Source organism: Klebsiella sp. Ech2A, from assembly GCF_030078455.1.
Taxonomy (GTDB): domain Bacteria; phylum Pseudomonadota; class Gammaproteobacteria; order Enterobacterales; family Enterobacteriaceae; genus Klebsiella; species Klebsiella terrigena.
Genome location: NZ_JAQGFU010000094.1, coordinates 1 through 17,982, shown reverse-complemented (window position 1 = coordinate 17,982; position 17,982 = coordinate 1). Strand labels below are relative to the sequence as shown.

The following is a 17,982-nucleotide window of genomic DNA, read 5'->3' as shown; positions in this document are numbered from 1 at the left end:
TTTTAGTGGTTGGCGGCTCGCAGGGCGCCCGCGTACTGAACCAGACTATGCCGGTGGTGGCCGGGAAGCTGCACGGCGCGGTCACCATCTGGCACCAGAGCGGCAAAGGCGCCCAGCAGACGGTACAGCAGGCGTACGCTGATGCCGGGCAGCCGCAGCATAAGGTGACCGAATTTATTGATGATATGGCGGCAGCGTATGCCTGGGCCGACGTGGTGGTATGTCGTTCCGGCGCGCTGACGGTGAGCGAAATCGCCGCCGCAGGATTACCGGCGCTGTTTGTGCCGTTTCAGCATAAGGATCGTCAGCAGTACTGGAACGCGCTGCCGCTGGAGAAAGCGGGAGCCGCGAAAATTCTCGAACAGCCCCAGTTCACGGTGGATGCCGTGGCGCAAACCCTGGCCGGCTGGGATCGTGAAACGCTGCTGGATATGGCGGAACGGGCGCGTAGAGCCTCGATTCCGGATGCTACCGAGCGGGTAGCGGAAGAAGTGAGCGCCGCAGCACTGGCGCGCTAATCGCGGTGAATCTCACCGCCCGAATAGAGAAGTTGATGGCGTAAAGAATGAATACACAAGATTTGGCAAAACTGCGTTCCATAGTGCCCGAGATGCGTCGCGTCCGGCACATTCACTTTGTTGGCATTGGCGGTGCCGGTATGGGCGGTATTGCCGAAGTTCTGGCCAACGAAGGCTATCAGATTTCCGGCTCCGACCTGGCGCCGAATCCGGTTACGCAGCAGCTGGCTAAGCTTGGCGCCACGATCTATTTCAACCATCGCCCTGAAAACGTGCGCGATGCCAGCGTGGTGGTGGTTTCCAGCGCAATCTCTGCGGAAAACCCGGAGATTGTTGCCGCCCATGAAGCGCGTATTCCGGTTATCCGTCGCGCAGAGATGCTGGCGGAGCTGATGCGTTTTCGTCACGGCATCGCTATTGCCGGCACGCACGGTAAAACCACGACCACCGCGATGGTCTCGAGTATTTATGCGGAGGCCGGCCTCGATCCGACCTTCGTCAACGGTGGGCTGGTTAAGGCCGCGGGCGTGCACGCCCGTCTTGGGCACAGCCGCTATTTGATTGCGGAAGCGGATGAGAGCGACGCGTCGTTCCTGCATCTGCAGCCGATGGTGGCCGTTGTGACCAATATCGAAGCCGATCACATGGATACCTACCACGGCGATTTTGAAAACCTGAAGCAGACGTTCGTTAACTTCCTGCACAACCTGCCGTTCTACGGACGCGCGGTGATGTGCGTGGACGATCCGGTCATTCGTGAACTGCTGCCGCGCGTCGGCCGCCAGACGACGACCTACGGGTTTAGCGACGATGCCGACGTGCGTATTGAAGAGTATCGCCAGCTTGGCGCGCAGGGCCATTTCCGCCTCGTACGTCAGGACAAAGAGGTTATTCAGGTCACGCTAAACGCGCCGGGGCGCCATAATGCCCTGAATGCGGCGGCGGCCGTGGCGGTGGCGACGGAAGAGGGCATTGAAGACGACGCGATCCTGCGGGCGCTGGAAGCCTTCCAGGGCACCGGCCGTCGCTTTGATTTCCTCGGCGAATATCCGCTGGCTGAGGTCAACGGTAAAAGCGGCAGCGCGATGCTGATTGATGATTACGGCCATCACCCGACGGAGGTGGATGCGACCATCAAAGCGGCCCGTGCCGGCTGGCCGGATAAAAATCTGGTGATGCTGTTCCAGCCGCACCGCTTTACCCGTACGCGCGATCTGTACGACGATTTTGCCAACGTGCTGACCCAGGTCGACGCGCTGCTGATGTTGGACGTTTATTCCGCCGGCGAAGCGCCGATCCCGGGGGCGGATAGCCGCTCCCTGTGCCGCACAATTCGCGGCCGCGGCAAGGTGGACCCAATTCTGCTTTCCGATCCGGCCCAGGCGGCAGAGATGCTGGCGTCGGTGCTGACCGGGAACGATCTGGTGCTGGTGCAGGGCGCGGGGAATATCGGAAAAATTGCCCGCCACCTGGCTGAAATCAAACTCATGCCGCATAAAGCGGAGGAGGAGCGCCGTGGCTGATAAGATCGCGGTTCTTTTCGGCGGGACCTCCGCCGAGCGAGAGGTGTCGCTCAACTCCGGCGCGGCGGTGCTTGCCGGGCTGCGTGAGGCGGGCGTTGACGCTCATCCTGTCGATCCCCGTGATGTCGACATTACCCGGCTAAAGCAGCTGGGTTTTCAGAAAGCGTTTATTGCTTTGCACGGCCGCGGTGGAGAAGATGGAACGTTGCAGGGGCTGCTGGAGCTGATTGAGCTGCCATATACCGGCAGCGGCGTGATGGCTTCGGCGATCTCGATGGATAAAGTGCGCAGTAAATTACTGTGGCAGGGCGCGGGCTTACCCGTTGCTCCCTGGGTGGCGCTGACCCGTTCGCAGTTCAACGCGGGCCTTACCGCGGAGGTCGCGCAGCAGATTACGGCGCTTGGGCTGCCGCTGATTATTAAGCCGAGCCGTGAAGGTTCAAGCGTCGGCATGTCGAAAGTTAGCGAAAGCTGTGAATTACACAATGCATTGGCGCTGGCTTTTCAGCATGATGATGAAGTTCTGATTGAGAAATGGCTCAGTGGACCTGAATTCACCGTTGCTATCGTCGGTGAAGAAATTTTACCGTCAATTCGTATCCATGTGGCTGGAACCTTCTATGATTATGAAGCGAAGTATCTCTCTGATGAGACGCAATATTTCTGCCCTGGTTGTGAGGATCCTGCCCGCGAGTCAGAAATTCAGGCCCTGGTACTGAAAGCCTGGAATGTTCTCGGCTGTAGCGGCTGGGGACGGATTGACGTCATGCTGGACAGCGATGGCCAGTTTTATCTGTTGGAAGCGAACACTTCTCCTGGCATGACCAGCCATAGCCTGGTGCCGATGGCGGCGCGTCAGGCGGGGATGAGCTTCTCACAGCTTGTTGTTCGAATTTTGGACCTGGCGGGGTGATATGTCGCAGGCTGCGCTGAATACGCGGAACCACGAAGAAGAGGAAATGTCTTCTTCGCGCCGAAGTAATGGAACTCGACTGGCGGGGATTTTCTTCCTGCTGGCGGTGCTGTGTACCGTATTGGTCAGCGGGTGGATGGTTCTGGGCTGGATGGAAGACGCACAGCGTTTACCGCTGTCCAAGATGGTGGTAACCGGTGAGCGTCACTACACGCGTAATGACGATATTCGCCAGGCAATTCTGGCGCTGGGTTCTCCGGGAACCTTTATGACCCAGGATGTGAATATCATCCAAAGTCAGATTGAGCGCCTGCCGTGGATTAAACAGGCGAGCGTCAGAAAGCAGTGGCCGGACGAATTGAAGATTCATCTGGTTGAATATGTGCCGATTGCGCGTTGGAATGATCAGCATATGGTGGACGTAGAAGGTAATTCTTTCAGCGTCCCGGCGGATCGCACCAATAAACAGAATTTACCGATGCTGTATGGCCCGGAAGGCAGCGAGAACGAAGTGTTGCAAGGATATCGCGACATGGGGCAGGTGCTGGCAAAGGATAAATTCACGTTGAAAGTGGCGGCGATGACCGCGCGTCGCTCCTGGCAGCTGACGCTTAATAACGATATTAAGCTCAACCTTGGCCGAGGCGACACCATGAAACGTCTTCAGCGCTTTATGGAACTTTACCCGGTTCTTCAGCAGCAGGCGCAGACCGATGGCAAACGGATAAGCTACGTTGATTTGCGCTATGACTCGGGCGCGGCGGTAGGCTGGGTGCCTGCTCCCGCTGAGGAAACTAATCAACAACAGAATCAGGCACAGGCAGAACAACAATGATCAAGGCGACGGACAGAAAGCTGGTAGTTGGACTGGAGATTGGCACCGCGAAGGTTGCCGCTTTAGTAGGGGAAGTTCTGCCCGACGGCGTGGTTAATATCATTGGCGTGGGCAGCTGCCCATCGCGTGGTATGGATAAAGGCGGGGTTAACGACCTGGAATCCGTGGTGAAATGCGTACAGCGCGCCATTGACCAGGCCGAACTGATGGCTGATTGCCAGATTTCGTCAGTGTACCTGGCGCTTTCAGGTAAACATATTAGCTGTCAAAATGAAATTGGTATGGTGCCGATTTCAGAAGAAGAGGTGACGCTGGACGACGTTGAGAACGTGGTGCATACCGCCAAGTCGGTCCGCGTACGCGATGAGCATCGCGTGCTGCACGTCATCCCGCAGGAGTACGCCATCGACTACCAGGAGGGGATTAAAAACCCGGTTGGCCTGTCTGGCGTGCGTATGCAGGCAAAAGTACATTTGATTACCTGCCATAACGATATGGCAAAAAATATTGTTAAAGCGGTGGAGCGCTGCGGTCTGAAAGTGGATCAGCTTATTTTCGCCGGTTTAGCGGCCAGTTATTCCGTGTTGACGGAAGATGAACGTGAGCTGGGTGTCTGCGTGGTGGACATCGGCGGTGGTACAATGGATATCGCCGTGTATACCGGCGGCGCGCTGCGTCATACCAAAGTGATCCCGTACGCGGGCAACGTGGTGACCAGCGATATCGCCTACGCCTTCGGTACGCCGCCGAGCGATGCCGAAGCGATCAAGGTGCGCCACGGCTGCGCGCTGGGCTCAATCGTCGGTAAAGACGAAAACGTCGAAGTTCCGAGCGTAGGCGGACGCCCGCCGCGCAGCCTGCAGCGTCAGACGTTGGCAGAGGTTATTGAGCCGCGCTATACCGAACTGCTCAACCTGGTCAATGAAGAGATCCTACAGTTGCAGGAGCAGCTCCGCCAGCAGGGCGTGAAGCACCATCTGGCTGCGGGGATTGTGTTAACCGGCGGCGCGGCGCAAATTGAAGGCCTTGCCGCCTGTGCGCAGCGGGTATTCCATACGCAGGTGCGTATCGGTGCGCCGCTGAACATTACCGGTTTAACGGATTATGCCCAGGAGCCGTATTATTCAACGGCGGTTGGGTTGCTGCACTACGGGAAGGAGTCTCATCTTAGTGGTGAAGCAGAAGTGGAAAAACGCGTAACTGCATCAGTTGGCTCGTGGATTAAGCGACTAAATAGCTGGCTGCGAAAAGAGTTTTAATTTTTTAAGAGAACGCAGAAAATTAGCGTTCTCAGGCGACAGGCACAAGACGGAGAGAAACTATGTTTGAACCAATGGAATTAACCAACGACGCGGTGATTAAAGTCATCGGCGTCGGTGGCGGCGGCGGTAATGCCGTAGAGCACATGGTGCGCGAGCGCATCGAGGGTGTGGAATTCTTCGCGGTGAACACCGACGCGCAGGCGCTGCGTAAAACGGCCGTTGGCCAGACTATTCAGATTGGTAGCGGTATTACCAAAGGTCTGGGCGCGGGCGCCAACCCGGAAGTCGGCCGCAATGCGGCGGATGAAGACCGTGAAGCGCTGCGTGCTGCTCTCGACGGCGCAGACATGGTGTTTATCGCGGCAGGTATGGGCGGCGGTACCGGTACCGGTGCGGCACCTGTGGTCGCAGAAGTGGCGAAGGATCTTGGTATCCTGACCGTTGCGGTTGTGACCAAGCCCTTCAATTTTGAAGGCAAGAAGCGTATGGCTTTTGCCGAGCAGGGGATCACCGAGCTCTCCAAGCACGTCGATTCACTGATCACTATCCCGAACGACAAGCTGCTGAAAGTTCTTGGCCGCGGCATTTCGCTGCTGGACGCCTTCGGCGCAGCAAACGACGTGCTGAAAGGCGCTGTGCAGGGTATCGCCGAGCTGATTACCCGTCCGGGTCTGATGAACGTCGACTTTGCGGACGTGCGCACCGTGATGTCCGAAATGGGCTACGCGATGATGGGCTCCGGCGTGGCGAGCGGTGAAGACCGTGCGGAAGAAGCGGCTGAAATGGCGATTTCTTCTCCGCTGCTGGAAGATATCGATCTGTCCGGCGCGCGCGGCGTTCTGGTCAACATCACCGCTGGCTTCGACCTGCGTCTGGATGAGTTCGAAACCGTAGGTAACACTATCCGCGCATTCGCATCGGATAACGCTACCGTGGTTATTGGTACTTCTCTGGATCCGGATATGAACGACGAGCTGCGCGTGACCGTGGTTGCGACCGGTATTGGCATGGACAAACGTCCGGAAATTACCCTGGTAACCAACAAGCAGGTTCAGCAGCCGGTAATGGATCGCTATCAGCAGCACGGTATGGCGCCGCTGAATCAAGAGCAGAAACCGGCAGCGAAAGTGGTGAACGACAATACGCCGCAAACCGCGAAAGAGCCGGATTATCTGGATATCCCGGCCTTCCTGCGCAAGCAAGCCGATTAAGAATTGGCTGGAAGTTGGGCATCAGCGCTCTTTGTGCTAAACTGCCCGTCCGAAAGTGTTATACACTTCGGTTGGATAGGTAACTTGGCGAGATTATACGATGATCAAACAAAGGACTCTTAAACGTATCGTTCAGGCGACTGGCGTCGGTTTGCATACCGGCAAGAAAGTCACACTGACGTTACGACCTGCGCCGGCAAATACCGGGGTCATCTATCGTCGCACCGACTTGAATCCACCGGTTGATTTTCCGGCTGATGCCAAATCTGTGCGTGATACCATGCTCTGTACTTGCCTGGTGAACGAGCATGACGTGCGGATTTCAACGGTCGAGCACCTGAATGCCGCACTGGCTGGCCTGGGCATTGACAACATTGTTATTGAAGTCGATGCGCCGGAAATCCCGATTATGGACGGCAGTGCTGCTCCGTTCGTTTATCTGCTGCTGGATGCCGGCATCGATGAACTGAACTGCGCCAAGAAATTTGTGCGCATTAAAGAGACCGTTCGCGTTGAAGATGGCGACAAGTGGGCTGAGTTTAAGCCGTACAATGGTTTTTCGTTGGACTTTACCATCGATTTTAACCATCCGGCGATTGACTCAAGCAACCAGCGCTATGCGATGAACTTCTCTGCTGATGCATTTATGCGCCAGATTAGCCGTGCGCGTACCTTCGGTTTTATGCGTGATATCGAATATCTGCAGTCCCGCGGCCTGTGCTTGGGCGGCAGCTTCGATTGTGCCATCGTTGTTGACGATTATCGCGTACTGAACGAAGACGGCTTACGCTTTGAAGATGAGTTTGTCCGCCACAAAATGCTGGATGCGATTGGTGACCTGTTTATGTGTGGTCACAATATCATCGGCGCATTCACGGCGTTCAAATCAGGTCACGCGTTGAATAACAAACTGCTGCAGGCCGTTCTGGCAAAACAGGAAGCCTGGGAGTATGTGACCTTCGAAGACGAAGCAGAAATGCCGCTGGCATTCCGTGCACCATCAATGGTTATGGCGTAAGCCTGACCATTCAGTAAAATCGACTGGTAACCTGGTACTCTCTCCGGCCAGGGAGCCAGTCGTTTTTCTTTTTTACCTCCCGGTTCTCATTTCACTCCGATTCAACCATCGCTGACGCCGCGCGTTCGCTGCTTAATTGACCGCTTTTACCTGCGCAAAGCTTTCATTCCTGCTGCCGTGGCGCGGTATTAATGGTAATATTTGGGCGCAAAATTATTTCCTGGGGTTGCTTCAACTAAAGGTAATGGACGTGAGTGGATTGCTGACGCGCTGGCGACAGTTTGGCAGACGGTATTTCTGGCCGCATCTCCTGTTGGGGATGGTCGCGGCTAGCTTTGGCCTGCCTGCGTTAAGCAATAGTCACGAAACGGCATCACCGGCGAAAGCAACGGCCAGCAGCCACACGCCGAATAAAGTTAATTTCTCCCAGCTTGCTCTGCTGGAAGCCAACCGCCGGCCAAACTTTACCGTCGACTACTGGCATCAGCACGCCATCCGCACGGTTATCCGTCATCTCTCATTTGCCATGGCGCCCCAGGCGCTGCCGGTTGCGGAAGAGTCTTCGCCACTACAGGCGCAGCATCTGGCCCTGCTTGATACGCTCAGCGCGCTGCTGACGCAGGAAAGCAAGCCGCCGGTCATTGTGCATCAGGCGGCATACAACCCCTCCCATCGCGCTTTTTGCGTCTCCGCCTGGATTAGCCAGGTCACCGGGATACGCGCCGGACCCCAACGCCTCAGCTGAACTAAAAACGGATCATTCTATTTTTTGTGACTCCGCATCGCGGGGCGTTTGAGATTTTATTATGCTAATCAAATTATTAACTAAAGTTTTCGGTAGCCGTAACGATCGTACACTGCGCCGTATGCGCAAAGCCGTGGCGCTGATTAACTCCATGGAACCTGCTATGGAGAAGCTCTCTGATGATGAGCTGAAGGCTAAAACAGAAGAGTTCCGCGCGCGTCTGGCAAAAGGCGAAAGCGTAGAAAGCCTGATCCCGGAAGCCTTTGCCGTGGTACGTGAAGCCAGTAAGCGCGTATTCGGTATGCGTCACTTTGACGTACAGCTGCTTGGCGGCATGGTGCTCAACGAGCGCTGCATCGCAGAAATGCGTACCGGTGAAGGTAAAACGCTGACCGCTACCCTCCCGGCCTACCTGAACGCGCTGTCCGGTAAAGGCGTGCACGTCGTGACCGTCAACGACTACCTGGCGCAGCGTGATGCTGAAAACAACCGTCCGCTGTTTGAGTTCCTCGGTATGACCGTCGGTATCAACATGTCGGGCCTGCCAGCTCCGGCCAAGCGTGAAGCTTACGCCGCCGATATCACCTACGGCACCAACAACGAATACGGCTTCGACTATCTGCGCGATAACATGGCGTTCAGTCCGGAAGAGCGCGTACAGCGTAAGCTGCACTATGCGCTGGTGGATGAGGTTGACTCCATTCTTATCGATGAAGCGCGTACGCCGCTGATCATTTCCGGCCCGGCTGAAGACAGCTCGGAAATGTACAAGAAAGTGAACAAGATCATCCCTCACCTGGTGCGCCAGGATAAAGAGGACTCCGACACCTTTACCGGTGAAGGCCACTTCTCGGTAGACGAGAAGGCGCGTCAGGTGAACCTGACCGAACGCGGTCTGGTGCTGATTGAAGAGCTGCTGGTCAACGAAGGCATTATGGATGAAGGCGAATCCCTGTATTCACCGACTAACATTATGCTGATGCACCACGTGACCGCGGCGCTGCGCGCGCACGTGCTGTTCACCCGCGACGTTGACTACATCGTAAAAGATGGCGAAGTCATTATCGTCGATGAGCACACCGGTCGTACCATGCAGGGTCGTCGCTGGTCAGACGGTCTGCACCAGGCCGTCGAAGCCAAAGAAGGCGTTGATATCCAGAACGAGAACCAGACGCTGGCGTCCATCACCTTCCAGAACTACTTCCGTCTGTACGAGAAGCTGGCGGGGATGACCGGTACTGCGGATACCGAAGCGTTCGAATTCAGCTCTATCTATAAGCTGGATACCGTCGTTGTACCGACCAACCGTCCGATGATCCGTAAGGATATGGCGGATCTGGTCTATATGACCGAAGCAGAAAAAATTCAGGCGATCATCGAAGATATCCGAGAGCGTACAGCCGCCGGCCAGCCGGTTCTGGTGGGTACGATTTCTATTGAAAAATCGGAAGTGGTTTCGCAGGAGCTGACCAAAGCGGGCATCAAACACAATGTCCTGAACGCCAAGTTCCACGCCAGCGAAGCGGATATCGTGGCTCAGGCCGGCTACCCGGCTGCGGTCACCATCGCCACCAACATGGCCGGTCGTGGTACGGATATCGTGCTGGGCGGCAGCTGGCAGGCGGAAGTCGCCGCGCTGGAAGATCCGACTCCAGAGCAGATCGCTCAGATCAAAGCCGACTGGCAGGTGCGTCACGAAGCGGTGCTGGCCTCCGGTGGTTTACACATTATCGGTACCGAGCGCCATGAGTCTCGCCGTATCGATAACCAGCTGCGCGGCCGTTCAGGTCGTCAGGGCGATGCCGGTTCTTCTCGTTTCTATCTGTCGATGGAAGATGCCCTGATGCGCATCTTTGCCTCTGACCGCGTGTCGGGCATGATGCGTAAGCTGGGGATGAAGCCGGGCGAAGCGATTGAACACCCGTGGGTCACCAAAGCGATCGCCAACGCGCAGCGTAAGGTTGAAAGCCGCAACTTTGATATTCGTAAGCAGCTGCTGGAATATGATGACGTGGCTAACGACCAGCGTCGCGCCATCTACAGCCAGCGTAACGAACTGCTGGACGTCTCTGATGTTAGCGAAACCATTAACAGCATTCGCGAAGACGTTTTCAAAACGACTATCGATGCGCACATTCCGCCGCAGTCCCTGGAGGAAATGTGGGATGTCGAAGGCCTGCAGGAACGTCTGAAAAACGACTTCGATCTCGATCTGCCGCTCAAAGAGTGGTTGGACAAAGAGCCTGAGCTGCATGAAGAAACCCTGCGTGAGCGTATTCTGCAGAACGCGGTAGAAACCTATCAGCGTAAAGAAGAAGTCGTGGGTACCGAAATGATGCGTCATTTCGAAAAAGGCGTGATGCTGCAGACCCTGGATTCCCTGTGGAAAGAGCACCTGGCGGCGATGGACTACCTGCGTCAGGGTATCCATCTGCGCGGCTACGCGCAGAAAGATCCGAAGCAGGAATACAAGCGTGAATCGTTCTCGATGTTTGCGTCGATGCTTGAATCCCTGAAGTATGAAGTGATCAGCACCCTGAGCAAGGTACAGGTGCGGATGCCGGAAGAAGTTGAAGCGATGGAGCAGCAGCGTCGCGAAGAGGCGGAGCGCCTGGCGCAGATGCAGCAGCTGAGCCATCAGGATGACGATACCCTGGCGGCGGCCGCATTGGCTGAGGAAACCGGCGAGCGTAAGGTTGGCCGGAACGATCCTTGCCCGTGTGGTTCCGGTAAAAAATATAAGCAGTGCCATGGTCGTCTGAGCTAAGCTCAGAGAATAAAAATGAAGGCGCAGATATCTGCGCCTTTTTTATGGAATTAACGCAATGAAAATACTGCAAATCTCCGTTGGTATCATCCGTAACCCGCAGGGTGAAATCTTTATTACCCAGCGTGCCGCCGATGCGCATATGGCCAATAAGCTCGAGTTTCCCGGTGGCAAAATTGAAGCGGGAGAGTCGGCCGAGCAGGCGCTGGTGCGCGAGCTGCAGGAAGAGGTCGGCATTACCGTACGCGCGTCCAGCCTGTTTGATAAGCTGGAGTATCAGTTCCCCGACCGGCATATCACGCTGTGGTTCTGGCTGGTGGACGACTGGGAGGGCGAACCCTGGGGTAAAGAGGGGCAGCCGGGGCGCTGGATTGCCCAGCGGGCGCTGCTGGCCGAGGAGTTTCCGCCGGCCAACGAACCCATTATCAGCAAATTAGTGCACGCCGCCCGCTGAGAACATCACCCGGACAGGACGCAAGGTCATCTCCGGGATTTTCTGCCGCCGCGGCGCTACTGCTGCTGTTCGCTCCAGTCATCGGTATCGGACAGGTCGCCTGCGCTGGGAATGCGCTTTTCTTCCGCAGCCCACTCTCCTAAATCAATCAGCTGGCAGCGTTTTGAGCAAAATGGCCGAAACGGGCTGTGCTCATTCCAGACCACATTTTTACCGCAGGTCGGGCAGTTAACGGTTGTCTCTTTTGACATCTTTCCTCCTTAACAACAGGCCAGTTCAAAATCAAAGCGCTCGGGGACGATGCCGAGTTCGCTGTCCAGCGGGAGAAAGCGAATGGCAAAGCGGCTTTTATGGCCAGAAATTTGCGGATAAAGCTGGCTGGCAAGATCGAGGCGTAGGCGCAGCAGATCGGCATCATCGCCGTTATCCTGATAAAAACCGTTGAGGCTGGTCTGCTTGCGAAAGGGCGCCGAGTTGCGAATCAAATCGAGGATCAGCACCAGCGCCTGGGTGAGCGGCTGCAGGCTCGCCAACCATCTATCAACCTGCTCGTCGCGATACTCCTGAGGCATATGCAGCCAGATATGCAGCGTGGGGAGATCGAAACTGCAGCAGCCTCCCGGAATGCTCAGTCGCTGGCGAACCAGCGCAATTAAACGATCCTCTCGCAGGAACTGACCGATGCGCGGGGCGGACATCAGCGCGCTGCCGGCGTGCTTCAGCTGTTGGCGCAATTCGTCAATACGCCCGCGGTCGACGCCCGGCACTTCTGCCCAGGACTGCAGTTTACGCTGCTGCCGCTCGAGCTCTTTGAGCAGATCCGTCCGCACCTCGCCGCGTTCGAGAACGTCCAGCAGATCGCCCGTATTACGGAAGAAGTGGAGCGCATCCGAGTAGGTGGCGATCGTCGGGTGCACCGAGAGCTGTTGAATCAAAAATTCAATACGCAGCCAGGTGCGCATTTTCTCATTGAGGGGATGTTCAAATAGAACGGGGGTATGCATTACGATTTTTCCTGTGAGGCGGCCTGCGATGCCAGCATTAGATACTTTTCATGCAGGCGGGCGACATCCGATGCGATGGCATCCGGAGGGCCCATATTTTCAATGACATCATCCGCAGCGGCGAGGCGTTGTTCACGCGTGGCCTGGGCGGCGAGAATGCGTTCTGCGTGCTCACGGCTAACCCGATCGCGCAGTATGGTTCGCGCTATTTGCGTCTCTTTTGCAACATCGACGACCAGCACGCGGTCGGCGTTGGCGACGAGATTGTTTTCCACTAACAGGGGAACGACCCAGAGAACATAAGGAGAGGACGCCGCCTGAATTTGACGGCGGGTTTCCTGCTGAATGAGCGGGTGCAGCAGCGCGTTAAGCCAGGTTTTATCATCAGAGTGAGCGAAGATGCGTTCCCGCAGGCTGCGGCGGTTCAGCGTGCCGTCATCGTTAATCATCTGTTGGCCGAAACGAGCGGCAATCGCCAGTAGCGCAGAGGTTCCTGGCTCGACCACCTGGCGGGCGATAACGTCGGCGTCAATAACGTTAACACCGAGGTGAGAGAATGCATCGGCTACGGTGCTTTTACCGCTACCGATGCCGCCCGTTAACGCTACCGTATACCTCATATACCCCGTTCCTGAAACTGACCATATACACATTGACTTTTCAGCAGCGCCCGCGCTTCACGAGCCGTGACTCTGCGGTGGGGGCCCGTCAGGCTGCTTCGAGCCGGAAGAGACTTTTACGACGAATACTGGATTGCTTTGTACATATAAATCAAATGGTTAAAAATAACGCTCTGGCCGCTGATTGTCGCGATCGCGCATTTCTCAATTCACCAGGTAAATTTGTACGATTGTAGCGTAAAAAAAGTGAAAATCGCAGTCTTGCGCGGTCATGATTCGTGCGTATGATAACGTCACTGGAGTTGTGCTCTCACAATAATGCAATTAACCCCAGGAATTCGCACATGCGTATTGAAGAAGATCTGAAGCTTGGTTTTAAAGACGTTCTTATCCGCCCCAAGCGCTCTACCCTCAAAAGTCGTTCTGATGTTGAACTGGAACGTGAATTCACTTTTAAACATTCTGGCCTCTCCTGGTCCGGCGTGCCGATCATCGCCGCGAATATGGATACCGTCGGTACATTTAGTATGGCAAAAGCGCTGGCTTCTTTCGGGATCCTGACTGCCGTCCATAAGCACTACAGCGTAGAAGAGTGGCGCAGCTTTGTGCAGACCACGCCCGCCGATGTGCTGAAGTACGTCATGGTTTCTACCGGCACGTCGGATGTTGATTTCGAAAAAACCAAACAGATCCTGACGCAGAACCCGCAGCTCGGCTTCGTTTGTATTGATGTGGCAAACGGTTATTCCGAGCATTTTGTGCAGTTCGTGGCGAAGGCGCGCGAAGCCTGGCCGCTGAAAACGATCTGCGCGGGTAACGTCGTGACCGGCGAAATGTGCGAAGAGCTGATTCTGTCCGGCGCGGATATCGTGAAGGTCGGCATCGGTCCGGGTTCCGTGTGTACTACCCGCGTGAAAACCGGCGTTGGCTACCCGCAGCTCTCTGCGGTTATCGAATGCGCCGATGCGGCCCACGGCCTGGGCGGTCAGATCGTCAGCGACGGCGGGTGCACCACGCCGGGCGATGTCGCGAAAGCCTTCGGCGGCGGCGCTGATTTCGTCATGCTCGGCGGTATGCTGGCAGGTCACGAAGAGAGCGGCGGCACCGTTGTTGAAGAGAACGGCGAGAAGTTTATGCTGTTCTACGGCATGAGCTCCGAATCCGCGATGACCCGTCACGTTGGCGGCGTTGCTCAGTACCGCGCGGCGGAAGGTAAAACCGTTAAGCTGCCCCTGCGCGGCCCGGTTGAGAACACCGCCCGCGATATCCTCGGCGGCCTGCGCTCTGCCTGCACCTATGTTGGCGCTTCCCGCCTGAAAGAGCTGACCAAACGCACGACCTTTATTCGCGTACAGGAACAAGAGAACCGCGTGTTCAACAGCCTGTAGTGCCGTTTGCTGGCGCACCTCCTGCGCCAGCCGCTATCCCCCCATTCCGCTAATGGCGTCGCCCAGATGAAAAATGGGCAAATACATCGCCACCACCAGGATGCCAACGACGGCGCCGGTTATCAGCAGCAGCATCGGTTCCAGCAGCGTGGCCAGGCCCTCTGCCTGGCGGTGCGTGCGTTCGCTATGATGGCGGGCCAGGTTCTCCAGCATGATATCCAGCGACCCTGAAGCCTCACCGGTGCGGATGAGCTGCAGGCAGAGCGGGGTAAATCCTTCACTGTTCGCCAGCGCCTGCCAGATGGCGGTCCCGCGGGCAATCTGCGTATTAACCTGATGGATCCTCTGGCGCCAAAGCGGGCAGCTTAGCGTCTCTTCGACGCTCTCCAGGCCCTGCATAAAGCTGATGCCGGCGCTCTGCGTGAGGGTTAGAACGGTAAATATCTGGCTGAGCCGCTGCCCGCCTATCAGCTTTCCGACTACCGGCAAAGCGTGAAGCAGCCTTTGTCGTCGGAGTAGCCACGAGCCGCGACGATGGGCCAGCCGGTTGAGGAGAAACGGCAGTATCGCCATCAGCAGCAGCAGCGGCCAACTGCCGCTGAGGCCTTCTCCGGCGCTTATCACCGCTTTGGTCAGCAGAGGGAGCGGCGTGTTGAACGTCTGGTAGATAGCGGCAAACTCCGGCAGAACAAAGGTGAGCATACCCATTACCACCAGCAGCGCCAGAAGCAGAACGATCAGCGGATAGCGCAGCGCCTTTTTGACCTTTTCGCTCAGCTGCAGCTGTTCCTGCTGCTGGCGAGCCAGATGAAAGCAGCAAAGATCCAGCTTACCGGTAAGTTCCCCGGTGCGGATCATCGCCAGATAGAGCGGAGGAAACGCCTGCGGCCATCTTTCCAGCGCGCTGGAAAGCGCGATGCCCTGCGCGAGATCCTGAGCCAGCGTTCGCAGCAGCGCCTGCCACTGCGCGCCCGTCTGCTGCTGCGCCAGCAGCTCGAGCCCCTCGGCGAGCGGCAGCCCCGCCTGCAGGAGGGTCGCCAGCTGGTGGATAACCTGACCGCTGTGGCGCGGATGCCAAAGCGCGCTGCGTACCGCACAGCGGCGGAGCGCGAGGGGGATAATCCGTTCATGCTGCAGCGCCTGCATCGCCTCCTGGCGGGAGCTTTTCCACAGCGAGCCGTGGCACAGCGATCCTTTAGCATCAAGCCCGCGCCAGCGCCAAAGGCGTTCAGTCGCCATGGGGGAGCCCCAGCACGCGGACCACCTCTTCAAAGCAGGTCAGCCCCTGCTCAATGGCCAGGCAGCCGCTTTCAAACAGCGTCGTCATTCCGGCCTCACGCGCCAGGGCCTCAATTTCCACCGCGCTCAGCCCCCGGGAAATAGCCTGCTGCAGCGCGGTGCCTATCGGGAGCACCTCAAATAGCGCCAGGCGCCCATAGTAGCCGTGATAGCAGTGCCGACAGCCCGTCGCCTGCCAGCGGGGCAGCCGACGCGGCCACAGGCTGTGCGGCACGTCAATGCCGCCATCAGCCTTCCGGCGGCAGTGCGGGCAGAGCCTGCGCACCAGGCGCTGAGCAATGACCAGCGATAGCGCGGATGAGAGCATCCAGCAGGCGATCCCCATCTGCTGCAGGCGAATAAGCGTTTCGCTGGTTGAGTTGGTGTGCAGCGTTGAGAGTACGAGGTGTCCGGTTTGCGCCGCTTTGATCGCAATTTCTGCGGTCTCCGCATCGCGGATTTCGCCGACCATAACAACATCCGGATCCTGACGCAGCAGCGCGCGCAGAACGCTGTTAAAGGTGAGTCCGGATCGCGGGTTGATCTGCGTTTGATTCATGCCGGCGATGGGAATTTCCAGCGGATCCTCTACGCTGCAAATATTAACCTCATCGCGGTTTCGCTTCTGCAGGGCGCTGTAGAGCGTGATGGTCTTACCGCTGCCGGTTGGGCCGGTGACCAGCAGCAGCCCCTGGGGCTGATTGAGCACCGAGACAAAGGCGGCAAGCTGCTCCGGGGAGAGGCCGAGCGCCTCCAGGTCCAGCGCCTGCTCCACCTGATGCAGCAGGCGCAGAACGATTTTCTCACCGTAGCGGCAGGGCAGGGTGGCGATGCGAAATGAGACCGATTGTCCCGAGAGCGTCTGAGTAAACTGACCGTCCTGCGGCAGGCGGTGTTCGGCAATATCAAGGTTCCCGAGCACCTTAAGCCGCGCGGTTATTGGCAGCGCCAGTTCGGCGGCGAGCGGCGCAAGCGGATGGAGCACCCCGTCGACCCGCAGGCGTATGCGCAGGCTACTTTCACCAGGCTCGACGTGGATATCAGATGCGCGCTGGCGCAGCGCCTGCTCCAGAATCTGCTTAACCTGGTCGATGATGCCGGTCGGTGCTTCGCCGCCGGCGGCAGATGGCCCGGGCTGTGCGGACGACTGCTGGCGCTGATTCATTTTTTCCTGGCTCCAGCACTCGATATCGATCCGCTTTTGCGTGGCAAAGCGCAGCGCTTCCATCAGCTCAGGCGGCGGAGAGTCTACGACCGCGATGGAGAGGGTTTGCTCATCGCTGTTAAGCACCAGGGCATGGTAGCGCTGGCAGAGGGCGATCAGTTTTTCGGCTTTCATCGCGGTGGCCTCAGTTAAAGCGGAAGACGTCTTCACACGCCTGCTTGAGCGCGCTGCCGCTGGCGATGTCGCACTCTCTTTGCCAGCCGGTAATGCCATTTGCGCTATCCCAGCCCGGCGTCATGGTGACGCGTAGCCCGTTGAGGCTCTCCTGCCCGCTAAGCGTGACGACGCCTTGCGCCACGGTCAGGGCGGAAACGTAGCGCGTGGTGGCGGGTGCGGGAATGCCGTTGCTGCCGCCGTCACAGCTTGCGAGGCCGCCGTGCTCAAGGGCGCAGAGCTCCACCGCCGTGCGGTAGGGAATAAAGGTTTGCAGCACGTCGGTGAGCGCCGCCTTGCGCAGATAGTTCTGGTAGGCGGGAATACCGATGGCGCTGAGAATGGCGATAATGCCAATCACCACCATGAGTTCGATAAGGGTAAAGCCGCGTTGTTTGTCCATCGTTTGCTCCTTATTAGCGTCGGGAGCACTGTGGCGGTCTGCGGGGAGGATGACGAGCGGTAAATGAGCGCTCAGGAAGCGGCTTCCCGGGCTTTCTCTACTTATTACCGGGTGAGGGCAAGGCGCTGAGATCGCGCTCGCAAAGCGTGCGCCCCGGCAGGCGAGCCGTGCCGGGGCGGAGCGTTAACGAAAACGCATCGACAGGTCGAGCGCGCGGACGTGTTTGGTCAGAGCGCCAACGGAGATGTAATCGACGCCGGTTTCGGCATATTCACGGATCGTCTCGAAGGTGACGTTACCGGAGACTTCCAGCGCGGCCTGGCCGCTGGTGCGCTTCACCGCTTCGCGCATCAGGTCGGGGGTGAAGTTATCGAGCATGATGATATCGGCCCCGGCCTTCAGGGCTTCATCCAGCTCATCGAGGGATTCAACCTCAACTTCTACCGGCACGTCCGGATGCAGCCAGAAGGCCTTCTCGACGGCCTGGCGCACGGAGCCGGAGGCGATAATGTGGTTCTCTTTGATCAGGAAGGCATCGAACAGCCCCAGGCGGTGGTTTGCGCCGCCCCCGCACAGGACGGCGTATTTCAGCGCGGTGCGCAGGCCGGGCAGGGTTTTACGGGTATCGAGCAGCTGGGTTTTGGTGCCCGCCAGCAGATCCACGT

18 protein-coding genes are annotated in these 17,982 nt (G+C 57.6%); 11 read left to right on the top strand and 7 right to left on the bottom strand.

Annotated features, from left to right (window positions below):
- The 10 genes from PFH44_RS16700 to mutT all read left to right on the top strand — a co-directional run.
- Positions 1–518 (top strand): glycosyltransferase (locus PFH44_RS16700; protein WP_283825572.1); only part of this gene is annotated, 518 nt, incomplete at its 5' end.
- 47 nt (positions 519–565) lie between these two features.
- On the top strand, positions 566–2,041 hold the full coding sequence (gene murC / locus PFH44_RS16695; RefSeq protein WP_283825571.1) for a UDP-N-acetylmuramate--L-alanine ligase: 1,476 nt from the start codon (positions 566–568) through the stop codon (positions 2,039–2,041).
- A complete protein-coding gene (locus tag PFH44_RS16690) occupies positions 2,034–2,954 on the top strand; it encodes a D-alanine--D-alanine ligase (protein WP_283825570.1) in 921 nt (306 codons plus the stop codon). The genes murC and PFH44_RS16690 overlap by 8 nt, the downstream gene beginning before the upstream one ends.
- Before the next feature lies 1 nt (position 2,955).
- Positions 2,956–3,789 carry a cell division protein FtsQ gene (gene ftsQ, locus PFH44_RS16685; RefSeq protein WP_045859896.1) on the top strand — a complete coding sequence of 278 codons (834 nt, stop codon included), beginning with the start codon at positions 2,956–2,958 and terminating at the stop codon, positions 3,787–3,789.
- A complete protein-coding gene (gene ftsA, locus PFH44_RS16680) occupies positions 3,786–5,048 on the top strand; it encodes a cell division protein FtsA (protein WP_004857881.1) in 1,263 nt (420 codons plus the stop codon). Before ftsQ ends, ftsA begins: the two co-directional genes overlap by 4 nt.
- Positions 5,049–5,110: 62 nt before the next feature.
- Positions 5,111–6,262 (top strand): cell division protein FtsZ, encoded by a 1,152-nt coding sequence (ftsZ, locus tag PFH44_RS16675; protein WP_041144053.1) that lies wholly within the window; start codon positions 5,111–5,113, stop codon positions 6,260–6,262.
- A 100-nt stretch (positions 6,263–6,362) separates the two neighbouring features.
- Positions 6,363–7,280, top strand: coding sequence for a UDP-3-O-acyl-N-acetylglucosamine deacetylase (gene lpxC, locus PFH44_RS16670; RefSeq protein WP_041144054.1), 918 nt, complete (start codon positions 6,363–6,365; stop codon positions 7,278–7,280).
- A 250-nt stretch (positions 7,281–7,530) separates the two neighbouring features.
- Complete coding sequence (secM, locus tag PFH44_RS16665) at positions 7,531–8,025, top strand: secA translation cis-regulator SecM (RefSeq protein ID WP_200894916.1); 495 nt, start codon at positions 7,531–7,533, stop codon at positions 8,023–8,025.
- Between the two features lie 61 nt (positions 8,026–8,086).
- Positions 8,087–10,792: a preprotein translocase subunit SecA gene (gene secA, locus PFH44_RS16660; protein ID WP_045859889.1), complete on the top strand. Its 2,706-nt coding sequence runs from the start codon at positions 8,087–8,089 to the stop codon at positions 10,790–10,792.
- Positions 10,793–10,850: 58 nt separating this feature from the next.
- Positions 10,851–11,246 (top strand): 8-oxo-dGTP diphosphatase MutT, encoded by a 396-nt coding sequence (gene mutT, locus PFH44_RS16655; RefSeq protein ID WP_076946387.1) that lies wholly within the window; start codon positions 10,851–10,853, stop codon positions 11,244–11,246.
- A gap of 56 nt (positions 11,247–11,302) precedes the next feature.
- Here the strand turns inward: mutT and yacG are convergent, their stop codons facing one another.
- From yacG to coaE, 3 genes are read right to left on the bottom strand one after another with little or no spacing between them, the layout of a single operon-like run.
- Positions 11,303–11,497 (bottom strand): DNA gyrase inhibitor YacG, encoded by a 195-nt coding sequence (gene yacG / locus PFH44_RS16650; protein WP_045859883.1) that lies wholly within the window; start codon positions 11,495–11,497, stop codon positions 11,303–11,305.
- 9 nt (positions 11,498–11,506) lie between these two features.
- Positions 11,507–12,250 carry a cell division protein ZapD gene (zapD, locus tag PFH44_RS16645; protein WP_045859881.1) on the bottom strand — a complete coding sequence of 248 codons (744 nt, stop codon included), beginning with the start codon at positions 12,248–12,250 and terminating at the stop codon, positions 11,507–11,509.
- A complete protein-coding gene (gene coaE, locus PFH44_RS16640) occupies positions 12,250–12,870 on the bottom strand; it encodes a dephospho-CoA kinase (protein WP_045859880.1) in 621 nt (206 codons plus the stop codon). The genes zapD and coaE overlap by 1 nt, the downstream gene beginning before the upstream one ends.
- Before the next feature lie 344 nt (positions 12,871–13,214).
- On the opposite strand from coaE, the gene PFH44_RS16635 reads away from it, so the two are divergent.
- A complete protein-coding gene (locus PFH44_RS16635) occupies positions 13,215–14,258 on the top strand; it encodes a GMP reductase (protein ID WP_045859877.1) in 1,044 nt (347 codons plus the stop codon).
- A 33-nt stretch (positions 14,259–14,291) separates the two neighbouring features.
- Here PFH44_RS16635 and hofC read toward each other — a convergent pair whose 3' ends face one another.
- The 4 genes from hofC to nadC all read right to left on the bottom strand — a co-directional run.
- Positions 14,292–15,497: a protein transport protein HofC gene (gene hofC, locus PFH44_RS16630; protein ID WP_283825569.1), complete on the bottom strand. Its 1,206-nt coding sequence runs from the start codon at positions 15,495–15,497 to the stop codon at positions 14,292–14,294.
- Positions 15,487–16,875: a type II secretion system protein GspE gene (gspE, locus tag PFH44_RS16625; RefSeq protein ID WP_283825568.1), complete on the bottom strand. Its 1,389-nt coding sequence runs from the start codon at positions 16,873–16,875 to the stop codon at positions 15,487–15,489. The genes hofC and gspE overlap by 11 nt, the downstream gene beginning before the upstream one ends.
- A 10-nt stretch (positions 16,876–16,885) precedes the next feature.
- Positions 16,886–17,317, bottom strand: coding sequence for a prepilin peptidase-dependent pilin (gene ppdD / locus PFH44_RS16620; protein WP_159237425.1), 432 nt, complete (start codon positions 17,315–17,317; stop codon positions 16,886–16,888).
- Between the two features lie 183 nt (positions 17,318–17,500).
- A partial coding sequence (gene nadC / locus PFH44_RS16615; RefSeq protein WP_283825567.1) for a carboxylating nicotinate-nucleotide diphosphorylase occupies positions 17,501–17,982 on the bottom strand: 482 nt, incomplete at its 5' end.

Excerpts from the sequence above, each read along its gene's own strand:
- ftsA (WP_004857881.1), top strand. The coding sequence starts at position 3,786 with ATGATCAAGGCGACGGACAGAAAGCTGGTAGTTGGACTGGAGATTGGC.
- ftsQ (WP_045859896.1), top strand. The coding sequence starts at position 2,956 with ATGTCGCAGGCTGCGCTGAATACGCGGAACCACGAAGAAGAGGAAATG.
- PFH44_RS16635 (WP_045859877.1), top strand. The coding sequence starts at position 13,215 with ATGCGTATTGAAGAAGATCTGAAGCTTGGTTTTAAAGACGTTCTTATC.
- yacG (WP_045859883.1), bottom strand. The coding sequence starts at position 11,497 with ATGTCAAAAGAGACAACCGTTAACTGCCCGACCTGCGGTAAAAATGTG.
- murC (WP_283825571.1), top strand. The coding sequence starts at position 566 with ATGAATACACAAGATTTGGCAAAACTGCGTTCCATAGTGCCCGAGATG.
- secA (WP_045859889.1), top strand. The coding sequence starts at position 8,087 with ATGCTAATCAAATTATTAACTAAAGTTTTCGGTAGCCGTAACGATCGT.
- ftsZ (WP_041144053.1), top strand. The coding sequence starts at position 5,111 with ATGTTTGAACCAATGGAATTAACCAACGACGCGGTGATTAAAGTCATC.
- zapD (WP_045859881.1), bottom strand. The coding sequence starts at position 12,250 with ATGCATACCCCCGTTCTATTTGAACATCCCCTCAATGAGAAAATGCGC.
- gspE (WP_283825568.1), bottom strand. The coding sequence starts at position 16,875 with ATGAAAGCCGAAAAACTGATCGCCCTCTGCCAGCGCTACCATGCCCTG.
- mutT (WP_076946387.1), top strand. The coding sequence starts at position 10,851 with ATGAAAATACTGCAAATCTCCGTTGGTATCATCCGTAACCCGCAGGGT.
- hofC (WP_283825569.1), bottom strand. The coding sequence starts at position 15,497 with ATGGCGACTGAACGCCTTTGGCGCTGGCGCGGGCTTGATGCTAAAGGA.
- ppdD (WP_159237425.1), bottom strand. The coding sequence starts at position 17,317 with ATGGACAAACAACGCGGCTTTACCCTTATCGAACTCATGGTGGTGATT.
- coaE (WP_045859880.1), bottom strand. The coding sequence starts at position 12,870 with ATGAGGTATACGGTAGCGTTAACGGGCGGCATCGGTAGCGGTAAAAGC.
- lpxC (WP_041144054.1), top strand. The coding sequence starts at position 6,363 with ATGATCAAACAAAGGACTCTTAAACGTATCGTTCAGGCGACTGGCGTC.